The organism is Nonomuraea sp. NPDC050451 (assembly GCF_044458585.1).
In genome coordinates this window covers 85,556-103,182 of the sequence record NZ_JBITHZ010000023.1, presented here as the reverse complement: position 1 = coordinate 103,182, position 17,627 = coordinate 85,556, and the positions used below count along the sequence as shown (strand labels likewise).

Here is a 17,627-nt window from a genome sequence, read left to right as displayed (position 1 = left end):
GTGACCACGTGGGCGGCCGCCGCCGAGCGGGCGGGGGCCGGGCTGCGGGATCTCACCGTGCGCAACCTGGTGCGGACCGGCGCGGGCGGGACCGGCCTGCGGGTACGGCTGACCAACGCGCTCGGGGACCGGCCGGTGACGTTCGGGCACGTCTGTGTGGGCGTCCCGCGCTCCGGGGCGGCGCTGGTGCCGGGGTCGAACCGGATGGTGACGTTCGGCGGGCGGCCGGAGGTGACGCTGGCCCCGGGCGCGACCGCGCTCGGGGACCCGCTGCCCGGCCCGGTGGCGCCCCGGCAGCGGCTCGCCGTCAGCCTGCACCTCCGGGGCGACGGCGGCGTCCTGACCGGCCGCAACCGGGCCACGGCCCCGCCGGACGACGCGGCCTACCGGTCGCTCCCCGGTGACCACGCCGCCGACGAGGACGGGGCCGCGTACGTCGAGGGGGTGGCGGTCTGGCACTGGCTGGACGCGCTGGTCGTCACCGCGCCCGAGCCGGTGTCGGCCGTGGCGGTGCTCGGGGACTCGATCACGACCGGGGTCGGCTCCGAGACCGGCCACGGCTGGCCGGACCTCCTCGCCGACCGGGCCCTGCTGGAGTCGTGGCCGCTCGCCGTGGTGAACGAGGGCGTGTCCGGCGGCCGGGTGCTGGCCGCCGGGACGGGACGCCACGCCGAGGAGCGGCTGGCCGCCGAGGTGCTGGCCAAGCCGGGGATCGGCGCCGTGATCCTGCTGGCGGGGATCAACGACCTCGGGGCGGGCGCGCGGGCGCGGCCGCTCGTCGCCGCCTACCGGCGCATCGTCGAGCGGGCGCACGCCGCCGGGGTACGCGTGATCGGCGGCACGCTCCCGCCCTTCGCGGGCGCGGAGTACCACACGGCCGCGGGCGAGCGGGCTCGGGAGGAGGTGAACGCGTTCGTACGGGACGGCGGCGTGTTCGACGGGCTCGCCGACTTCGACGCGGCGCTGCGTGACCCCGCCGACCCCCGCCGCCTGCTGCCCCGCTACGACTGCGGCGACCACCTGCACCCGAGCGCGGCGGGCCACCGGGCGATGGCCGCCGTGCTCGAACCGCGCGTATTGCTCGACGCGGCCGGTCAGCGGCCGGGGCCGGGCAGGCGCGTCGCCGGTTCCGGGCGGTGGATGCCCCGGGGGCGGTAGCCGAGCGCGTCGGAAATGCCGAGGTAGTCGGCGAGCAGCCAGATGATGGCCAGCCACATCTCCGTGCCCTGCAGCCCCGGCGTGCGGGCCGCGCCGCTCCCCCGGGTCAGGGCGAAGCTGAAGCCCGCCCCGTCGTGCCAGCCGCCGACCGCCCGTACGAGGTGCTCCCTCGCCCACGCCGCGCCCTCCTCGCGGCGGTGCCGGGTCTGCCTGCCCAGCAGCCACAGCGGGTGGATGACGTCGAGCACGTTGCAGGCGTTGCCGGTGTCCGGGCCGAAGTAACGCGGGTCGCGGGCCTGGGCGAGCACGGTGTCGACAGCCCGCTCCGGGTACGGCACCGGCACCCCGAACTGCGCGAACGTCCCGCGCGTGAGCCGGTAGAACCCGTTGACCACCTGCAGCCAGCCCGCGTCCGGGTCCGGCTCGCCCCACATCCCGTGGGCCTGGCTGCAGCGGGTGAGCAGCCACCCGTACAGGGTCTCGCTCTCGCCGCGCACGCCGAAGTCGGCGAGGTTGCGGTAGAGGCCGGTGCCGAACGCGTCCACCCACGAGCCCGCCGTCCAGGCGTTGCGCTCCCAGTCGAGGGCGTCGAGGGAGGCGATCAACTGCTGCGAGCTGACGTTCGCGACGGCGTGGACCGGGTGCCGGAACCGGGTGCCGAGGAGGTCGAGGGCGTAGCCGACGCAGAGCACGTGATAGGCGGTGACCCCGTCCAGCTCCGGCGCTTCGGAGGCGCCGACCTCCGGGACCAGGCCCGTGGCCGGGTCCTGGCGGTCGCGCAGGAACGCGACGATCTCCTCCCGCGCCGGGGTCGGGGGCGGGCCGTCCAGGAGGAGGTCGGCGATCTCCACCGCGTCGCACCAGGCGCGGACGGTGGGCGGGGCGGCCGGGCGGTCCACGTACCGCTCCCCCGTCCAGCAGCGCCCCAGCACGTCCTCCGCCTGCTCCCTGGCGCGGTCGGCGAACTCCGAGAGCAGCCGTTCCAGATCGTCCCCCGAGCCGGTGGCGCGGCGGTCGCGGATGCGGCGGGCCGGATTGCCCGCGACCATGGCCCAGGCGGGCACGTCCTTGGTGACGACCGCGCCCGCGCCGACGACGGCGTGGTCGCCGATCGTCACCCCGTCGAGCACGACCACGTTCGAGCCGATCCACACGTCGTCGCCGATCCGGATGCCCTTCGAGGTGATCGCCTGGCGGAAGACCAGGCGGTCGGGCGCGGTGCCGTGGTTGAAGCCGAGCAGGGACGTGTGCGCGCCGATCCGCACGGCGTTCCCGAGCACGATGTTCCCGCGCACCACGGCGTACGGGTTGACGGTGCAGTCGTCGCCCATGACGACGTCGTCGGTGACGTACGCGTGGGCCGCGATGTAGCAGTGGTCGCCCATGCGCAGGCGGTCGGCGTACACGGCCGCCAGCGGCGAGACGAACACTTTGCCCGCCGCCTCCAGCTCGAACCTGGCCCGCAGCTCCTCCAGGTGGCTCTCCTGGGCGCGGCGGTCCTCCTCGGTCGCGTGGTCCCAGAACAGCCACGGGCAGTAGTCGAACTTGGTCGGTCCCGACATGCGATCAACATCCTCTCAGGCGGTCAACGTCATCGACCAGGAGCAGCGCCGGACCGGCACCCGGTACCGCTCGGGCAGGGCGGGGCCGCAGGAGGCGCTGCCGAGGCCCTGCTGCCCGTGGTCCAGGTTCAGCCAGACGCGCCCGGAGTCGCGCAGGTCGTGCGGCCTGCCGGCGGCCTGCAGCGCCTCGCTGGTCCAGCGGCGGGCGGTGAAGTCCAGGTGCGGCTCGCCGTCCACGCGCAGGGTCGGCAGCCCCGGGCCGGACAGCTCCAGCCAGCGGGTCTCGACGTGGTTGCCGTTCTCCTGCGGCACGACGTACGGGGTCTGGAGCGCGTCGATCGCCAGCGCGAACCGGCCCACCCGGGCGGCGTCCCGGCTGTCCGCGTACGACTCGCCCGGGCCCCGCCCGAACCACGTGACGTCGGTGTAGCCGCCGGGCAGGGCGAACCTGGCGCCCATGCGCGGCGGGCTCACGTTGAGGTGGCCGTACGCGGTGTCGTGCCAGTCGCCGACGGGCTCCGCCTCGATCCGCAGGTGCAGGCCTCCGTCGCGCCACTGCCAGGTGTACGTGGTGAGGAACCCGAGGGTCCGGGTGGCCGGACCGCTCCGGCCGCGGACGACGAGGGTGCGGTCGTCCGGCCTTTCGAGGGCGGCGGTCCGGTGCAGGAAGCGGTCGAGCCCCACGGCCTCCCAGTCGGCGGCGAGCGCGTTCCTGGGACCCTGGCCACGGTCGTTCTCGGTCGGAGCCCGCCACACATCCAGCACGGGCCCGTCCAACTCGACCCCGTGCAGCCGGACCAACCGCCCGCTCCGCCGATCGAACACCGCTCCACCCAACCGCACCCCCCCACCGCCACCTGACGCACGGCCCACGACGCCTGCCGCATCACTCGCGGTGCCGCCCGGCGAGGTGCCACCCGCAGCACCATCCGGCGTGACGTCCCGCGCGACGCCGCCCGGCACGCCACGCGGCGCGCTGCCCGTCGCGCTCGGCGCGTCCCCTTCGAGGCCGGTCGCCGCACCGCCCCCTGCGCCATCCAGCGGGGGGTCGGCGAGGGTCGCGGGGCCGAGGCGGGCCTGGCCCCAGGCGACCACGTGCCCCGCCGGCGCCCAGCCGGTCGCGGTGGCGAGCGCGGCTTCGATCGTGATCCACGTCTCGCCCTCCAGGGTGCGGACCGCGCCCTCAGGCAACGGCACCCGCACCGTCTCGCGCGGCCCGCACCCCGGCACCCGGAGCACCCCGCCTCCCTCGGAAGGGGCGCCGTCCACCTCCGCCCACCAGCGGAACTCCAGGTGCCCGAGGTCGATCAGGTCGTGCTTGTTGGCCACCACCACCTCCCCCGCCACCACGTCCACCGCGATCCCGACCGGCTCGATCGCCTTGCGCAGCTCCGCCAGGCCCGGGGACGGCGTGCGGTCGGGGAACAGCAGCCCGTCCAGGCAGTACCGACCTCCGTTCGGCTGATGGTCGATGTCGCCGCCGTGCCGGAAGTAAGGGCGGCCCAGCTCGTCGTGCCCCGTCAGCCCGTGGTCGATCCACTCCCACACGAACGCCCCGCAGAACCGCTCGTACGACTCCAGGATCGCCTGGTAGTCGGCCAGCGAGCCGGGCCCGTTCCCCATGGCGTGGGCGTACTCGCACAGCAGGAACGGCAGCCCGCGACGGCGCACGTCGTCGGCCGACTCCGGCGCCACCCCGTCCGGCGGGTCCTCCTTCCGTTGCCCGATGCGCTCCAGGTCGTCCAGCGACGGATACATGAGGCTGTAGAAGTCGGAGTGCCGGTAGCTCGGGTCGCGCTCGTAGTGCAGCGGCCGGCCGGGGTCGCGGGCCCGGATCCACCGCTCGATGTCGCCGAACGCCGGCCCGCTCCCGCTCTCGTTCCCCAGCGACCAGACGACCACGCTGGGGTGGTTCTTGTCGCGTTCGACCATGCGCCGGGCCCGGTCGAGCAGGGCGTCGCGCCACATCGGCTCGGCCGGCGGATTGCCCTCCCAGCCCGCGTAGATGAACCCGTGGGTCTCGATGTCGCACTCGTCCACCACCCACAGCCCGTACTCGTCGCACAGCCGCAGGAACTCCGGGTGCGGCGGGTAATGGGCGGTGCGGACGGCGTTGACGTTGTGCTGCTTCATCAGCACGATGTCGCGGATCATGGTGTCGCGGTCGAGGGCGCGGCCGCGTTCCGGGTGGTGCTCGTGCCGGTTGACGCCGCGGAAGAGGACCGGCGCCCCGTTGATCAGCAGCCGCCCGCCGGCGATCTCGACGGTCCTGAACCCGATCGGGAGGTCGATCGTCTCCCCGGCCGCGCTGAGGGTGCCGCGGTAGAGGCGCGGGCGCTCGGCGCTCCACGGTTCGACGGCGGGGAGGGTGACCTGCTCCCCGGTCGCGACCGCGAGGCCCAGCCCGGGGATCTCGACCAGGCCGGGGGCGTCGGCGGCGACGAGGAGGGTGCCGGAGCCGTCGGCGGCGTCGTAGGAGGCGTGGACGGTGAAGTCGTCGATGCCGCCGGAGGGGCGGGCCAGCAGCTCCACGTCGCGGAAGATGCCCGGCAGCCACCACATGTCCTGGTCCTCGAGGTAGCTGCCCGACGACCAGCGGTGCACGCGTACGGCGAGCAGGTTGCCGCGCGGCCGGACGAGCCCGGTGACCTCGAACTCGAACGGCAGCCTGCTCCCCTTCGAGTGACCGAGCAACGAGCCGTTCAGCCACACCGTGCCGCAGGAGTCCACCCCCTGGAAGCGCAGCACGGCCCGGCCGCCCGGGCAGTCTTCGGGCCAGTCTTCGGGCAGGTCGAAGCGGAGGCGGTAGTCGCCCGTGGGGTTGCCGTCGGGCAGGTGCGGCGGGTCGATGGGGAACGGGTAGGCGGTGTTGGTGTAGAGCGGGCGGTCGTGCCCCTCCAGCACCCAGTGCGACGGCACCCGGATCGTCGCCCAGCCGGTGTCGTCGAGCGCCGGGTCGGGCAGCGAGGGGCCCGTGCCCTCGGCCGTGTCAGAGAGCCGGAAGCGCCACCGGCCGTTGAGCGACAGGCGCGGCGCGTCGGAGAGGAAGTCCGCGCGTGCCGCCCGCCGCCCGGAGCCCGGCCCGGGATCTTCGTGGAAGTCAACCATCCGCACGTCCCTCCGCGACAAAACGTTTTAACCCTATACGCGAAGATCCCCGCCTGCCAGCCCATCATGCATTGACATCCAAGATTGAATAAATATACAATGCGTAAATCGTTTCAATAAGATGGGTGGGCCATGCGCGGGTTTCTGCCGGACTGGGAGTCGCTTCGCCGTCACCCCGTCCCCCCGTGGTTCGGTGAGGCCAAGTTCGGCATCTGGTCGCACTGGGGCCCGCAGTCCGTGGCGAGCTCGGGCGACTGGTACGCCCGCCACCTCTACGGCATGCAACCCGCCTCCGAGCCCTGGGAACGCCGCCGCGCCGACCGCCAGCACGCCCACCACCGCGCCCGCTTCGGCCCGGGTGGCGGCGCGAAGGATCTCTTCCATCGCTGGCGCGCCGAGCGGTTCGACCCCGACGAGCTGATCGACCTGTACGCCTCCAGCGGCGCCCGCTACTTCGTCGCCCTGGCCGCCCACTGCGACAACTTCGACCTGTGGGACTCCGGGCAGCACGCGTGGAACGCCACCCGCATCGGCCCGCGACGCGACATCGTCGGCGCCTGGGAGCGGGCGGCCCGCGCGGCCGGGCTGCCGTTCGGGCTCAGCTTCCACAACAACTGGACCTGGCGCTGGCTCGACGTCGCGCACGGCGTCGACCCGGCCACCGGCGAGCCGCACGACGGCGGGCTCACCAAGGCCGACGGCACCGGCACCTGGTGGGAGGGCCTCGACCCGGCCGAGCTCTACCCGGCCAGGCACGCCCCGGGCGCCAAGCCTCCGCCCCACGTGGCGGACCGCTTCTACGCCCGCGTGCGCGAGGCGATCGACCGCTACCGCCCCGACCTGGTCTATCTCGACGACGGCCGGCTGCCGTTCGACGCGGGCAGCGTGGTCGAGTCGGAGCCGGTCAGCACGCGCGGTCTCGACCTGCTCGCCCACTACTACAACACCTGCCCGACCGGCGGCCTGGTGACCGTCAAGGACGTCCCCGACGCCGACCGCACCGCCGTCGTCCTCGACTGCGAACGCCGCCAGCTCGACGCGGCGCAGCCGTACCCCTGGCAGTTCGACACCAGCGACGGCGAGTGGTTCGACTGCTCGGACGACGACCCGATGTTCCACCCGCGCAAGACGTCCCAGCAGGTCGTCCACACGCTGATCGACGTGGTCAGCAAGAACGGCACCCTGCTGCTCAACGTCCCCCAACGCGCCGACGGCACCGTGGACGCCCGCGCCCGCACCCTGCTGGGCGAGGTGGGCGACTGGCTGCGGGTGTGCGGCGAGGGCGTGTACGGCACGACGCCGTGGAAGCGCGCCGCCGAGGGCGCCACGGGCCTGGGCGGGACCAAGGGCTACGAGGGCTACAACGAGGCCGACCGCGCCTACCTACCGGGCGACATCCGCTTCACCCGGCGCGGCGACGCGGTGTACGCCACGCTGCTCGCCTGGCCGGAGGACGGGACCGCCGCGATCACCAGCCTGGGCACCGGCGAAGGGCTGCTGAACAGCCGCCCCACCCGGGTCGAGCTCCTGGGCCACGGCCCCGTCGCCTGGCGGCTGGCCGAGGACGCCCTCCACGCCGACCTGCCCTCGAAGCCACCCACGAAAGCCGCGTACATGCTCAAAATCTCCTAGCACCCCGGAGTCCCTGTCATGGTGACGAACCTGCGAACGTGCGACCTGATCGACCCCCTCGGCATCGAGATCACCCGGCCGGCACTGAGCTGGCAGCTGACCGGCACCACGACGCAGACCGGCTACCACATACAGGTCGAGCCCGGCTTCTGGGACACCGGCGAGGTCAGCGGTCCGGAGCAGAGAGTGGTGTACGGCGGGCGGCCCCTGACCTCCCGCACGGCGGCCCTCTGGCGGGTGCGCATCCGCGACGCGGACGGCCGCTGGTCCGGCTGGAGCCCGCCCGCCCGCTTCGAGCTGGGCCTGCTGAGCCCGGACGACTGGACGGCCTCGTGGATCACCCACCCCGACTGGCACGACGAGGGCAACCCGCGCGCGGGCGAGGGCAGGCCGCTCCCGCTGCTGAAAGGCGAGTTCGTCCTGGCCCAGCCGGTCGCCCGCGCCCGGCTGCACGTCGCGGGCCTCGGCGTCTACGTCGCCACGGTGAACGGCGCGCCGGTGACCGACGCCGTGCTGGAGCCGCCGTACACGGACTTCACCAGGCGCGTCGTGTACGCCACCCACGACGTGACGCAGCTGCTGCGCGAGGGTCGCAACGCGCTCGGCGTCGAGCTGGGTCCGGGGATCGCGCACGTCTTCCCGCACCAGGACCGGTACATGAAGTTCTTCGGCTCCAAGGCCGCCCCGCGGGCCATCGCGCAGCTCGAACTGGACTACGCCGACGGCTCGTTCGGCCGGTTCGTCACGGGCCCCGACTGGCGGGCCGCCGAGGGCCCGACCGTGCGCTCCCACTGGTACGGCGGCGAGGACCACGACGCCCGCCGCACCGCCTCCGAATGGCGCCCGGCCACCGTCGTCCCCGGCCCGAAGGACGTGCTCAGGTCGCGCGCCTGCCCGCCCATCAGGGTCACCGAACGGCTGCCCGCCACCGCCAGGCTCGCCGCCACCGACGGCACGCCGGTCTTCGACGTCGGCACGGTCGTCGCGGGCTGGGCCGAGCTGAGCCTGGACCTCCCGGCCGGCCGCTACCTGCGGCTCGTGCCCGGCGACCAGCTCGACGACTACGGCCGCGTCATCCAGTCGAAGCCCACCACCGGCGCGCCGATCTTCAACACGTACGTCACCAAGGACGGCCCGCAAACCTGGCACCCGAGCTTCCGCTACGACGGCTTCCGCTACGTCGAGGTCCAGGGCCTGCCCGAGCATGTCGGCCCGGAGGCCGTGACCGCGCTCGTGCTGCGCGCGGACAACACCCCCACCGGCACGTTCGAGACCTCCGACGCCCTGGTCAACGACATCCACACGATCATCGACCGCGCGGTGCGGGGCAACATGTACAGCGTCCTCACCGACTGCCCGCACCGGGAGAAGCTGGGCTGGCTGGAACAGACCCACCTGCTGTTCGACGTCGTCGCCTACAACTACGACGTGGCCGCCTACTACCGCGAGCTGCTGGTCACCATCGCCGAGGCGCAGACCGGGGACGGGCTGGTGCCGGACATCGCGCCGGAGTTCCTGGTGTTCGACGCCCCCTTCAGGGACGACCCCAACTGGGGCGGCGCGATCGTCCGCATCCCGTGGCAGCTCTACCGCTGGTACGGCGACCCGTCGGCGATCCGGACGCACTACGACGCGATGCGCCGCTACGTCGACTACCTCACGTCCAAGGCCCAGGACGGCGTCCTCAGCCACGGTCTGGGCGACTGGATCGGCCTGGACGACTCGACACCCGTCCCGCTGGTCTCGACCTGGGGCTACTGGCGGGCCGCGCGCACGATGGCCCGCGCCGCCGGGGTGCTGGGCCGCGACGACGACGCCAAACGCTACCGGGCCCTGTCCGAGCAGATCACCGCCGCGTTCTCGCGTACGTTCGCCGGCACCTTCTCCGGGGCCCGCAGCCAGGCGTCGGAGATCCTGGCGCTCGACATGGGGGTCGTCACGGACGAGCGGGTGCTGGACCGGATCTCCGAGGCGGTCGCGGGCGGCGGCATCACGGTCGGGGAGATCGCGCTGCCCGCCCTGTACCGGGTGCTCGGCCGGGCGGGACGGCACGACGCCCTGTGGGCGTTCGCCACCTCTACGAGCCACCCCAGCTACGGCTACCAGGTACGGCATGGCGCCACCGCGCTCACCGAGGCGTGGGACGGGCCGACGAGGGGCCTGTCGCAGAACCACTACATGCTGGGCGCCATCGACGCCTGGTTCTACCGCGGCCTCGGCGGCATCGGCCAGGCCCCCGGCTCGAACGGCTTCCGCAGGCTGCTGATCGAGCCCGCCGCGCCCGGCGACCTGGAGTCGGTGCGGGCGAGCACCGTGACGCCGTACGGCGGGGTCGAGGTGTCCTGGACCCGCGCGGACGGGGAGTTCACGCTCGACGTGGAGGTCCCGCCGGGCTCGTCGGCCGAGGTGCGGCTGCCCGATCTCGGGCTCGCTCGGCACGCCGTGCCGGACGCGGCGGTCAAGCTCGGGGCCCACGCCTACGAAGTGCCGGCCGGGCGGTGGACGTTCGGGGCAAGCCGGTGATCGGCACGTACGACGCCGCCCGCGTCAGGACGCCGCACAAGGCCGGCAGGCTGCTGGTCGAGGGGTCGCGGGAGCCGGGCAGGTTCGACAGCCTCTTCGTGGACTGCCCGTTCGTGTGCTCCGACGGCGGCGAGTACCTGATGACGTACGTCGGCTTCGACGGGACCGGCTACCAGAGCGCGCTGAGCCGATCGACGGACCTGGTGTCGTGGACCCCGGGCGAGGTGATCCTGCCGCGCGACCCGGCGCACCCGTACCGGGGCTACAACGCGGCGCTCACGTCGATCGTCCGCGACAACCGCCTCGACTCCCCAGGCCAGGTGACCTGGCTGGACGGCCGGGCGGTCGGCACGTACCACGCCTATCCCGAGGCGGGTATGGAGATGGGCGCGGCGGTCATCGGGTTCGTGACCAGTGACGACCTGCGTACCTGGGTGGACGTCGGGTCGGTGCTGCGCCCGCAGGACGGCGGCGCGTGGGAGCGCGGCGGCCTGTACAAGTCGTGGCTGCTCCGCCACGACGGCCTCTACTACTGCTTCTACAACGCCAAGAACCGCACCTACGACGGCTGGCGCGAGCAGATCGGCTACGCCGTCTCCCCCGACCTCGAACGCTGGGAGCGCCCGGACCCCGGCCCGGTCGTCCCGCACGGCGGTCCTGGCGAGTTCGACGAGCGCTTCGCCTCCGACCCGTGCGTGCTGCGCGACGGCGACTGGTGGGTGATGTTCTACTTCGGGCTCTCGTTCGACGGGCACGCCCGGGAGAGCTTCGCGGTCTCCCGCGACCTGCGTACCTGGCGCAAGAGCGGCGAGATCCTCATCGACGTGGGCCCGCCGGGCTCGGCCGACGACACGTACGCGCACAAGCCCGCGCTCGTCTCCCACGGCGGGCGGCTCCACCACTTCTACACGGCGGTACGGCGGGTCGAGCCGTACCAGGTCGGCGAGCACACCCTGGTCGAGCGGCGCGGCATCTCCCTGGCCCACGGATAGGAGATCATGATGAAGTCCCGCAGGAGCTTCCTGGCCGTGGCAGCCGGCGCCGTGCTGGCGCCCCAGCTGGCCGGCCGGGCCGAAGCGGCCCCCGACCTGGACGGCTGGGCCAGGGTGCCGCGGATCCGGCGGCGGATCAGGCCGCCCCGCTTTCCCCGCCGCGCCTTCCCTGTCACGCGCCACGGGGCGGTCGGCGACGGGACCGCGATGTGCACCGACGCCTTCAGGCAGGCGATCGCGGCCTGCGCGGCGGCGGGCGGCGGACGCGTGCTCGTGCCCGCGGGGACGTACCTCACCGGCGCGATCCACCTGGCCGACAACGTCGAGCTGCACCTGGAGGCGGGCGCCACGATCCGGTTCAGCCGCGACCCCGCCGACTACCTGCCGGTCGTCCACACCCGCTACGAGGGCGTCGAGCTGATGAACTACTCGCCGTTCATCTACGCCTACGAGCGGGAGAACGTCGCGATCACCGGCAGCGGCACCATCGACGGCCAGGCCGACGCCACGCACTGGTGGGACTGGTCGGGCGACCCGCCGCCGTCGGAGCGTCCCGACAAGAACCTGCTGGCCGCCCTGGCCGAGCAGGGCGTGCCGGTGGCCGAGCGGGTGTTCGGCGAGGGCCACTACCTGCGCCCCAACCTCATCCAGCTCTACCGCTGCCGCAACGTCCTGATCGAGGGCGTGACGGTCAAGGACTCCCCCATGTGGAACATCCACCCGGTCCTGTGCGCCAACGTGACCATCCGCGAGGTCACCGTGGACAGCCCGAACGGCCCCAACAACGACGGCTGCGACCCCGAGTCCTGCGTGGACGTGCTCATCGAGCGGTGCGAGTTCAACACGGGCGACGACTGCGTGGCGATCAAGGCGGGCAAGAACGCCGACGGCCGCCGGGTGAACGCGCCCTCCATGAACGTGCTCGTGGACTCCTGCGTGATGCGCGACGGCAACGGCGGCGTGACGATCGGCAGCGAGACCACCGGCGGCGTGCGCTGGGTCTACGCCTGGAACTGCACGATGAGCAGCCCCCGCCTGGAGCGCGCGGTCCGTATCAAGACCAACCCCGACCGCGGCGGCTACGTCAGGGACGTCTACTTCAGGGACATCACGGTGGGGCAGGCGGCCGACGCGGTGATCGAGGTGGCCCTGAACTACGAGAACAAGGACACCGGCCCGTACTTCCCCGACGTGGGCGCCATCGACGTGCGCCGCCTGCGGGCCGGGCGGGCGCCCAGGGCGTTCAACCTGATCGGCAACCCGGGCAACCCGATCAAGGGCGTGCGGGTGGCCGACAGCGTGTTCGAGGAGATGGCCGAGGACGACGTGGTGCGCGAGGTGACGGGGTTCGTGCTGCGCCACGTGTGGATCAACGGCCGCCGCGTGGACTCCGGAGGATGAGCCGGTTCCAGGCCCCCTGATCAGGGTTCGACGAGGCCCGCGCGGATGGCGTAGCGGGTCAGGTCGAGGCGGTCGCGCATGCCGAGCTTCTGCAGGATGTTCGCCCGGTGCCGGTCCACGGTCTTCACGCTGATGACGAGCGTCTCCGCGATCTCCTTGGCCGAGTTGCCCTCCGCGATCAGCTTGACGATCTCCTCCTCCCGGGGCGTCAGGATGCTCTCGGGCATGCGCTCGCCCTCGCGCGAACGTTGCAGGTAGTCGCGGATGAGCGCGGTGACCGCCCCCGGATAGAGGAACGGCTCGCCGCGCATCGTCGCCCGGCACGCCTCCAGCAGGTCCTGGTCGGCGACCGACTTGAGCACGTATCCCGAGGCGCCGACCTTGAGGGACTCGAAGAAGTACTGCTCATTGTCGTACATGGACAGGATCAGGATGCGGATGGCGGGCGCGCGGCGGGAGATCTCGCGGGCCGCCTGGAGCCCGGTCATGCGCGGCATCGCGATGTCCAGGATGGCCAGGTCCACCGCGTCCTCCGACGCGGCCGCGACGGCCTCCGCGCCGTCGGCGGCCTCGGCGACGACCTCCAGGTCGGGCTCCGCGTCGAGGATCATCTTCAGTCCCCGGCGGACCAGCGCGTGGTCGTCGGCCAGCAGGATCCTGGTCTTGGCAGTGCTCACCGCGTTGGGCTCCGATCGTTCGGGATGGTCAGGTGGACGCGGGTGCCTTCCCCCGGCGGGGAGTCGACGGTCAGGCGCGCGCCGATCAGCAGGGCGCGCTCGCGCATGCCCCGGATCCCGGCCCCGTCCTGGCGCGCGCCGCCCTGCCCGTCGTCGGCGACGCGCAGGGCCAGCCGCCCGTCCCGCGTGGCCAGCGACAGCTCGGCACGCGTGGCGCGGGCGTGCCTGGCGATGTTCGTGAGGCTCTCCTGGGCGATCCGGTACAGCACGAGCTCGACGTCCGCGCCCAGCTCGGGCAGGTCGTGCTGGACGGCGCGGGCCACCTGGACCCCGCTCATATGCGAGACGTCACTGCACAGGGCGCTCAGGGCGGCGTGCAGCCCGAGGTCCTCCAGCACGCCGGGACGCAGCCGGCGGGCGACCTGCCGCACCTCGTCGAGGCTGGCGCGTACGGTCTCCTGCACGCCGTGCAGCTCCTCGCGCAGGTCGCCGGGCGCGCGGTCGACCACCCGCTTCAGGCCGAGGAGCACCACGGTCAGGCTCTGGCCGATCTCGTCGTGCAGCTCGCGGGCGATGCGCCGCCGCTCGCCTTCCTGGGCGGCCAGGGCGTGGCCGCTGCTGGCGCTGCGCTCTGCCTCCAGGCGGTCGAGCATCGCGTTGAACGTGCCGATCACGTGGGTGAGGTCGCTGTTGCCGCCGTCGGGCAGCCGGTCACCGGTCCGCAGCAGGTCCACGCGCTGCATGAGCGTGGTCAGCGCGTCCAGCGGGGCCAGGCTGCGGCGCAGGAGCAGCGCGTTGGCGGCCAGCATCAGCGCCAGGCCCACGATCAGCACCGGCACCTCGGCCAGCACGAGGGGCGCGGACACGGTGGCCGGTGAGATCGCGAGGACGAGCGTGGCCACCGCGAACACCAGCCCGTTGATCATGAACAGCCGCCGGAACAGCGCCTGCGCCGGGCTCCTGGTCGTCCTCTTCGCCCCGTCGGTCATTTCACCAGCCTCTTTGTCCCCCGGTCCGGTTGTCGATCCGGCCTGACCCCCATCCTGCGGGACGTCCCTACATGCTCCGTCCCTCCCCAGATGGGTGCTGGACCCGATGGTGCCGGGCCCGCCCGGACGACGAGACTGGGGCGGAGCCGCCGCCCACGAAGGATGACCTCGATGCGGCGCGCGCGACGAGACGATCATCCTGGAGCGGCGGCTCACCAAGCCCGAAACCGTTCCGACTCCGGAGGTCGATAGTCGTGTGCCGCCAATCCCACCTTGTACCGTCATGCCCCGCCGCCCGGTCCGGGCCGCCGGGGCGTGACGGATGAGCGCACTCGTAGCCCTCGCGATCTTCCTGGTCGCGTTCTTCTTCATCGCCACCGAGAAGGCCGACAAGGTCAAGGTGGTGCTCGTCGCCGCCGGGCTGATGGCCGTCCTGGGCCTCGTCCCCGGCGCGGAGGTGTTCTTCTCCGAGCACGAGGGCGTCGACTGGAACGTCATCTTCCTGCTGCTCGGCATGATGATCATCGTGGGGATCATCAAGCAGACCGGGGTCTTCGACTACCTCGCCATCTGGGCCGCCAAGCGGTCACAGGGCAGGCCGTACCGGCTGATGGTCATGCTGATGGCGATCACCGCCGTGGCCTCGCCCTTCCTCGACAACGTCACCACGATCATGCTGGTCGCGCCGGTCACCGTGATGGTGTGCGACCGGCTGCGCATCCCCGCCCAGCCGTACCTCATCGCGGAGGTGCTGGCCTCCAACATCGGCGGCGCCGCGACCCTCATCGGTGACCCGCCCAACATCATCATCGGCAGCCGCGCGGGGCTGACGTTCAACGACTTCCTGGTCCACATGGCGCCGATCGTGGTGGTCGTCTTCGCCGTGTTCGTGCTGCTCACGCGGTTGCTGTTCCGCGGGTCGTTCCACTACGACGCCGAGCACGCCATGGCGGTGATGGCGCTGGACGAGCGGCGGGCCATCACCGACCCGCGGCTGCTGACCCGCTGCCTGGTGGTGCTGGGCATGGTGATCGCCGGGTTCGCGCTGCACGCGGTGGCTCACGTCGACCCGTCGATCGTGGCCCTCGTCGGGGCCGGATTGATGCTGATGGTGTCGCGGGCGGACGTCCACGAGGTGCTGCGCGAGGTCGAGTGGTCCACGCTGGTCTTCTTCATGGGCCTGTTCGTCATGGTCGCGGGCCTGGTCCACACGGGTGTCATCGCGGCGATCGGCACGTGGGCCCTGGACGCGCTGGGCGACGACTACTTCGTCGCCGCGACGGCGCTGCTGTTCGGCTCGGGCGTGCTGGGCGCGTTCTTCGACAACATCCCGTACGTCGCCACCACCGCCCCGATCGTGGAGGGCGTGGTCGCCGAGATCCCCGACCCGAGCACCGGGCAGGCGCTGTGGTGGGCGTTCGCGCTGGGCGCGGACTTCGGCGGCAACGGCACCGCGGTGGCGGCCAGCGCGAACGTGGTGGCCCTGGGCATCGCCGCGCGTTCCGGGCACAAGATCACCTTCTGGCAGTTCACCCGGTACGGCATCGTCGTGACCGTCATCAGCACGCTGATGGCCTGGGCGTACGTCTGGCTGCGCTACTTCGCCTGACCGGGCAGATCAGGGGAAAGTCAGGGGCGATCACCGATGAGCGCCCCTGACCCGAAGGGGCATCGTGGGCCTCATGAACCGCCTCACCCAGATCTCCTTCACCGCGGCGCCCGCCGCGCTGCTCGCCGGCAGTCTCCTCGCGCGCCTCCCGGACGCCGACGCCGTGGGCGGGCCGTGGTGGGCGGCCGCGCACGCGGTCCTGCTGGCCGGGTTCCTGATGTTCGGCGTCATGCTCCTGGCGCTGCGCCATATGGCGGGGCCCGTGACGGGCGGGTGGCGGGCGACGGTGGACGTCGCCACGGGGGTGGCGCTGCTCAGCACGGCCGCCAACGTCGTCGGTCTCGCCGTCGACCTCTACAACAGGTTCGAGAGCCCGCGCGTCGCGGCGTGGGAGCCGTTCGTCTACGGGGCCGCCTTCGCCGCCCTGGTCGCGCTGGCGTCCGTGCTCGCGGCGCTGCGGCGGGTCACGGTGCTGAGCGCGGGCGTCACGGCCACGGGCGTGGCGGTGCTGATCGGGGGGTTGTTGGAGCCGGCCCTGACGCCGGTCGGCATGGCGCTCATCTGGCTGGGCACGCTGCTGCTGAGCCGGGGCCCGGCCGAACCGGCGGGGCAGGTGGGCTACCGGCTCCACTGAGCGATCGCCCGAGCTTCAAGTGGGTACGTCCATGAAGGCCCCGACTCCCGGCTTTCGTGAAGGAGTGGTTCCCCATGCTCTACGTCTTCGGCTTCGAACGGATCGGCGTGGCGGTGAGCGACATCTACTTCGTCGACCCCGACCCGATCAAGGGACAGGAGGGCGCCGAGCGGGGCGTGCGCCTGGAGCTGCGGAAGCTGGATCCCGGCGAGCTGAAGGGGTCGATCTACTCGGCCCGGCCCATCATCGTCGAACGCCCCCTCTGGCGGGTGGACCTGCTGGAGTCGGTCAACGGCACGCCCGGCAGCTTCGACCGCACGCACCATCACCCCGGCATCGACGGGTGGGAGCCGGGGCGGCGGGTGTTCGACAAGGAGCTCTCCGGCGAGCCGCTGAAGTGGCTGAGCGGGCGGCTGGCCGACCTGGAGGGCGTGCTCGACGAGGTCGGGGTGGACCGCGACGAGGTGAGCCCGGCGGACGTGGCGGGGCTGCGCGAGCGCGCCCAGGAGATCGTCGAGACCGTCGCCCGCCTGCTCGACGGCGTCCACTCCGGCGCCCTCGCCGCCCCGCCGGACGACGCGTCGCCCACCAGCGTCCGTGCCAGCTGGTTGTGAGGACGAGGACCGGCTTCTAGGGGGCCAGGCTGGTCGCGATGCCGTCCAGGACGAGGCCGAGCTTGCGGTCGAACCACACGGAGGCCGGCTCCGACAGCGCCCGCCGCATGACGGGCGCCACCTCGGGGCCGACCGCCTCGGCCCAGGCGTCGGCCGAGCCGTCGCGGACCTTGACCGCGCCCGCGGGCGCGTCCAGCTGCTGGCCCCTGCCGAAGACGTCGATCGCCAGGTCGAAGACGGTGTCGACGGCGAGGAACGCGTCCTCCACCGTGAAGCCGTAGCCGATCAGGCGCTGGACGGCCGCGCCGAAGCGGTGCATCACCTCGTCGGGGAAGCGCTTGAGCCTGAGGAATTCCTTGATCAGGCCGGGATGCGCCTCCAGCAGCGTCCACAGCGCCCCGGCCTGCGCCTCCAGGTCCGAGCGCCACTCGCCGGTCGGCTCCGGCCAGTCCGCCTGGCCGATCGCGCGGTTGATGGCCACGATGACCAGCTCCTCGCGGTCGGCCACGTGGCGGTAGAGGGCCGAGTGGGCGACCTTGAGGCGGTCGGCCACGGTGGCCAAGGTCAGGTTGTCGAACCCGACGGCCAGCGCGGCGTCGGCGATGGCGGGCCGGGTGATGCGCGGCGGGCGGCCGCGCGGGCGGCCGCGCACGCGCCACTCCCGCGCCGTCGTCTCCTCACCCATCGAGCCCCCTACCGCCGTCGATCGCGTCGCGCCGGGCCGCCCA

13 protein-coding genes are annotated in these 17,627 nt (G+C 72.8%); 8 read left to right on the top strand and 5 right to left on the bottom strand.

Annotated features, from left to right (window positions below):
* Positions 1–1,158, top strand: coding sequence for a GDSL-type esterase/lipase family protein (locus ACIBI9_RS44790; RefSeq protein ID WP_397232074.1), 1,158 nt, complete (start codon positions 1–3; stop codon positions 1,156–1,158).
* Here the strand turns inward: ACIBI9_RS44790 and ACIBI9_RS44785 are convergent.
* Positions 1,095–2,720 (bottom strand): acyltransferase, encoded by a 1,626-nt coding sequence (locus ACIBI9_RS44785; RefSeq protein WP_397232072.1) that lies wholly within the window; start codon positions 2,718–2,720, stop codon positions 1,095–1,097. The two genes, ACIBI9_RS44790 and ACIBI9_RS44785, sit on opposite strands and share 64 nt — an antisense overlap.
* Before the next feature lie 15 nt (positions 2,721–2,735).
* Complete coding sequence (locus tag ACIBI9_RS44780) at positions 2,736–5,828, bottom strand: glycoside hydrolase family 2 TIM barrel-domain containing protein (RefSeq protein WP_397232070.1); 3,093 nt, start codon at positions 5,826–5,828, stop codon at positions 2,736–2,738.
* Between the two features lie 132 nt (positions 5,829–5,960).
* Between ACIBI9_RS44780 and ACIBI9_RS44775 the strand changes: the two genes are divergently transcribed.
* Genes ACIBI9_RS44775 through ACIBI9_RS44760 form a run of 4 tightly spaced genes read left to right on the top strand, consistent with a single transcriptional unit; the run spans position 5,961 to position 12,376 of the window.
* The gene (locus ACIBI9_RS44775) at positions 5,961–7,460 is read left to right on the top strand and encodes an alpha-L-fucosidase (protein WP_397232068.1); all 1,500 of its coding nucleotides are present in this window, start codon (positions 5,961–5,963) and stop codon (positions 7,458–7,460) included.
* Between the two features lie 18 nt (positions 7,461–7,478).
* The gene (locus ACIBI9_RS44770; protein ID WP_397232066.1) at positions 7,479–9,983 is read left to right on the top strand and encodes a family 78 glycoside hydrolase catalytic domain; all 2,505 of its coding nucleotides are present in this window, start codon (positions 7,479–7,481) and stop codon (positions 9,981–9,983) included.
* Positions 9,959–10,975 (top strand): hypothetical protein, encoded by a 1,017-nt coding sequence (locus ACIBI9_RS44765; protein WP_397232064.1) that lies wholly within the window; start codon positions 9,959–9,961, stop codon positions 10,973–10,975. Before ACIBI9_RS44770 ends, ACIBI9_RS44765 begins: the two co-directional genes overlap by 25 nt.
* Before the next feature lie 6 nt (positions 10,976–10,981).
* Complete coding sequence (locus ACIBI9_RS44760; protein ID WP_397232062.1) at positions 10,982–12,376, top strand: glycoside hydrolase family 28 protein; 1,395 nt, start codon at positions 10,982–10,984, stop codon at positions 12,374–12,376.
* Between the two features lie 20 nt (positions 12,377–12,396).
* Here the strand turns inward: ACIBI9_RS44760 and ACIBI9_RS44755 are convergent, their stop codons facing one another.
* Together ACIBI9_RS44755 and ACIBI9_RS44750 are read right to left on the bottom strand one after the other, a co-directional pair.
* Positions 12,397–13,053: a response regulator gene (locus ACIBI9_RS44755; RefSeq protein ID WP_397232060.1), complete on the bottom strand. Its 657-nt coding sequence runs from the start codon at positions 13,051–13,053 to the stop codon at positions 12,397–12,399.
* The gene (locus ACIBI9_RS44750) at positions 13,050–14,042 is read right to left on the bottom strand and encodes a histidine kinase (RefSeq protein WP_397232058.1); all 993 of its coding nucleotides are present in this window, start codon (positions 14,040–14,042) and stop codon (positions 13,050–13,052) included. The genes ACIBI9_RS44755 and ACIBI9_RS44750 overlap by 4 nt, the downstream gene beginning before the upstream one ends.
* Positions 14,043–14,364: 322 nt before the next feature.
* Between ACIBI9_RS44750 and ACIBI9_RS44745 the strand changes: the two genes are divergently transcribed.
* From ACIBI9_RS44745 to ACIBI9_RS44735, 3 genes are all read left to right on the top strand, one after another.
* Positions 14,365–15,651: an SLC13 family permease gene (locus ACIBI9_RS44745; protein WP_397232056.1), complete on the top strand. Its 1,287-nt coding sequence runs from the start codon at positions 14,365–14,367 to the stop codon at positions 15,649–15,651.
* Positions 15,652–15,724: 73 nt separating this feature from the next.
* Complete coding sequence (locus ACIBI9_RS44740; protein ID WP_397232055.1) at positions 15,725–16,285, top strand: hypothetical protein; 561 nt, start codon at positions 15,725–15,727, stop codon at positions 16,283–16,285.
* A gap of 74 nt (positions 16,286–16,359) precedes the next feature.
* Positions 16,360–16,899 (top strand): hypothetical protein, encoded by a 540-nt coding sequence (locus ACIBI9_RS44735; RefSeq protein WP_397232054.1) that lies wholly within the window; start codon positions 16,360–16,362, stop codon positions 16,897–16,899.
* Between the two features lie 16 nt (positions 16,900–16,915).
* On the opposite strand, the gene ACIBI9_RS44730 is transcribed toward ACIBI9_RS44735, so the two are convergent.
* Positions 16,916–17,584, bottom strand: coding sequence for a TetR/AcrR family transcriptional regulator (locus ACIBI9_RS44730; RefSeq protein WP_397232053.1), 669 nt, complete (start codon positions 17,582–17,584; stop codon positions 16,916–16,918).
* Positions 17,585–17,627: the final 43 nt, after the last annotated feature.

Bases quoted from the DNA above. Each gene is read 5' to 3' on its own strand.
- ACIBI9_RS44785 (WP_397232072.1), bottom strand. From the start codon at position 2,720: ATGTCGGGACCGACCAAGTTCGACTACTGCCCGTGGCTGTTCTGGGAC.
- ACIBI9_RS44780 (WP_397232070.1), bottom strand. From the start codon at position 5,828: ATGGTTGACTTCCACGAAGATCCCGGGCCGGGCTCCGGGCGGCGGGCG.
- ACIBI9_RS44775 (WP_397232068.1), top strand. From the start codon at position 5,961: ATGCGCGGGTTTCTGCCGGACTGGGAGTCGCTTCGCCGTCACCCCGTC.
- ACIBI9_RS44770 (WP_397232066.1), top strand. From the start codon at position 7,479: ATGGTGACGAACCTGCGAACGTGCGACCTGATCGACCCCCTCGGCATC.
- ACIBI9_RS44760 (WP_397232062.1), top strand. From the start codon at position 10,982: ATGATGAAGTCCCGCAGGAGCTTCCTGGCCGTGGCAGCCGGCGCCGTG.
- ACIBI9_RS44750 (WP_397232058.1), bottom strand. From the start codon at position 14,042: ATGACCGACGGGGCGAAGAGGACGACCAGGAGCCCGGCGCAGGCGCTG.
- ACIBI9_RS44745 (WP_397232056.1), top strand. From the start codon at position 14,365: ATGAGCGCACTCGTAGCCCTCGCGATCTTCCTGGTCGCGTTCTTCTTC.
- ACIBI9_RS44740 (WP_397232055.1), top strand. From the start codon at position 15,725: ATGAACCGCCTCACCCAGATCTCCTTCACCGCGGCGCCCGCCGCGCTG.
- ACIBI9_RS44735 (WP_397232054.1), top strand. From the start codon at position 16,360: ATGCTCTACGTCTTCGGCTTCGAACGGATCGGCGTGGCGGTGAGCGAC.
- ACIBI9_RS44730 (WP_397232053.1), bottom strand. From the start codon at position 17,584: ATGGGTGAGGAGACGACGGCGCGGGAGTGGCGCGTGCGCGGCCGCCCG.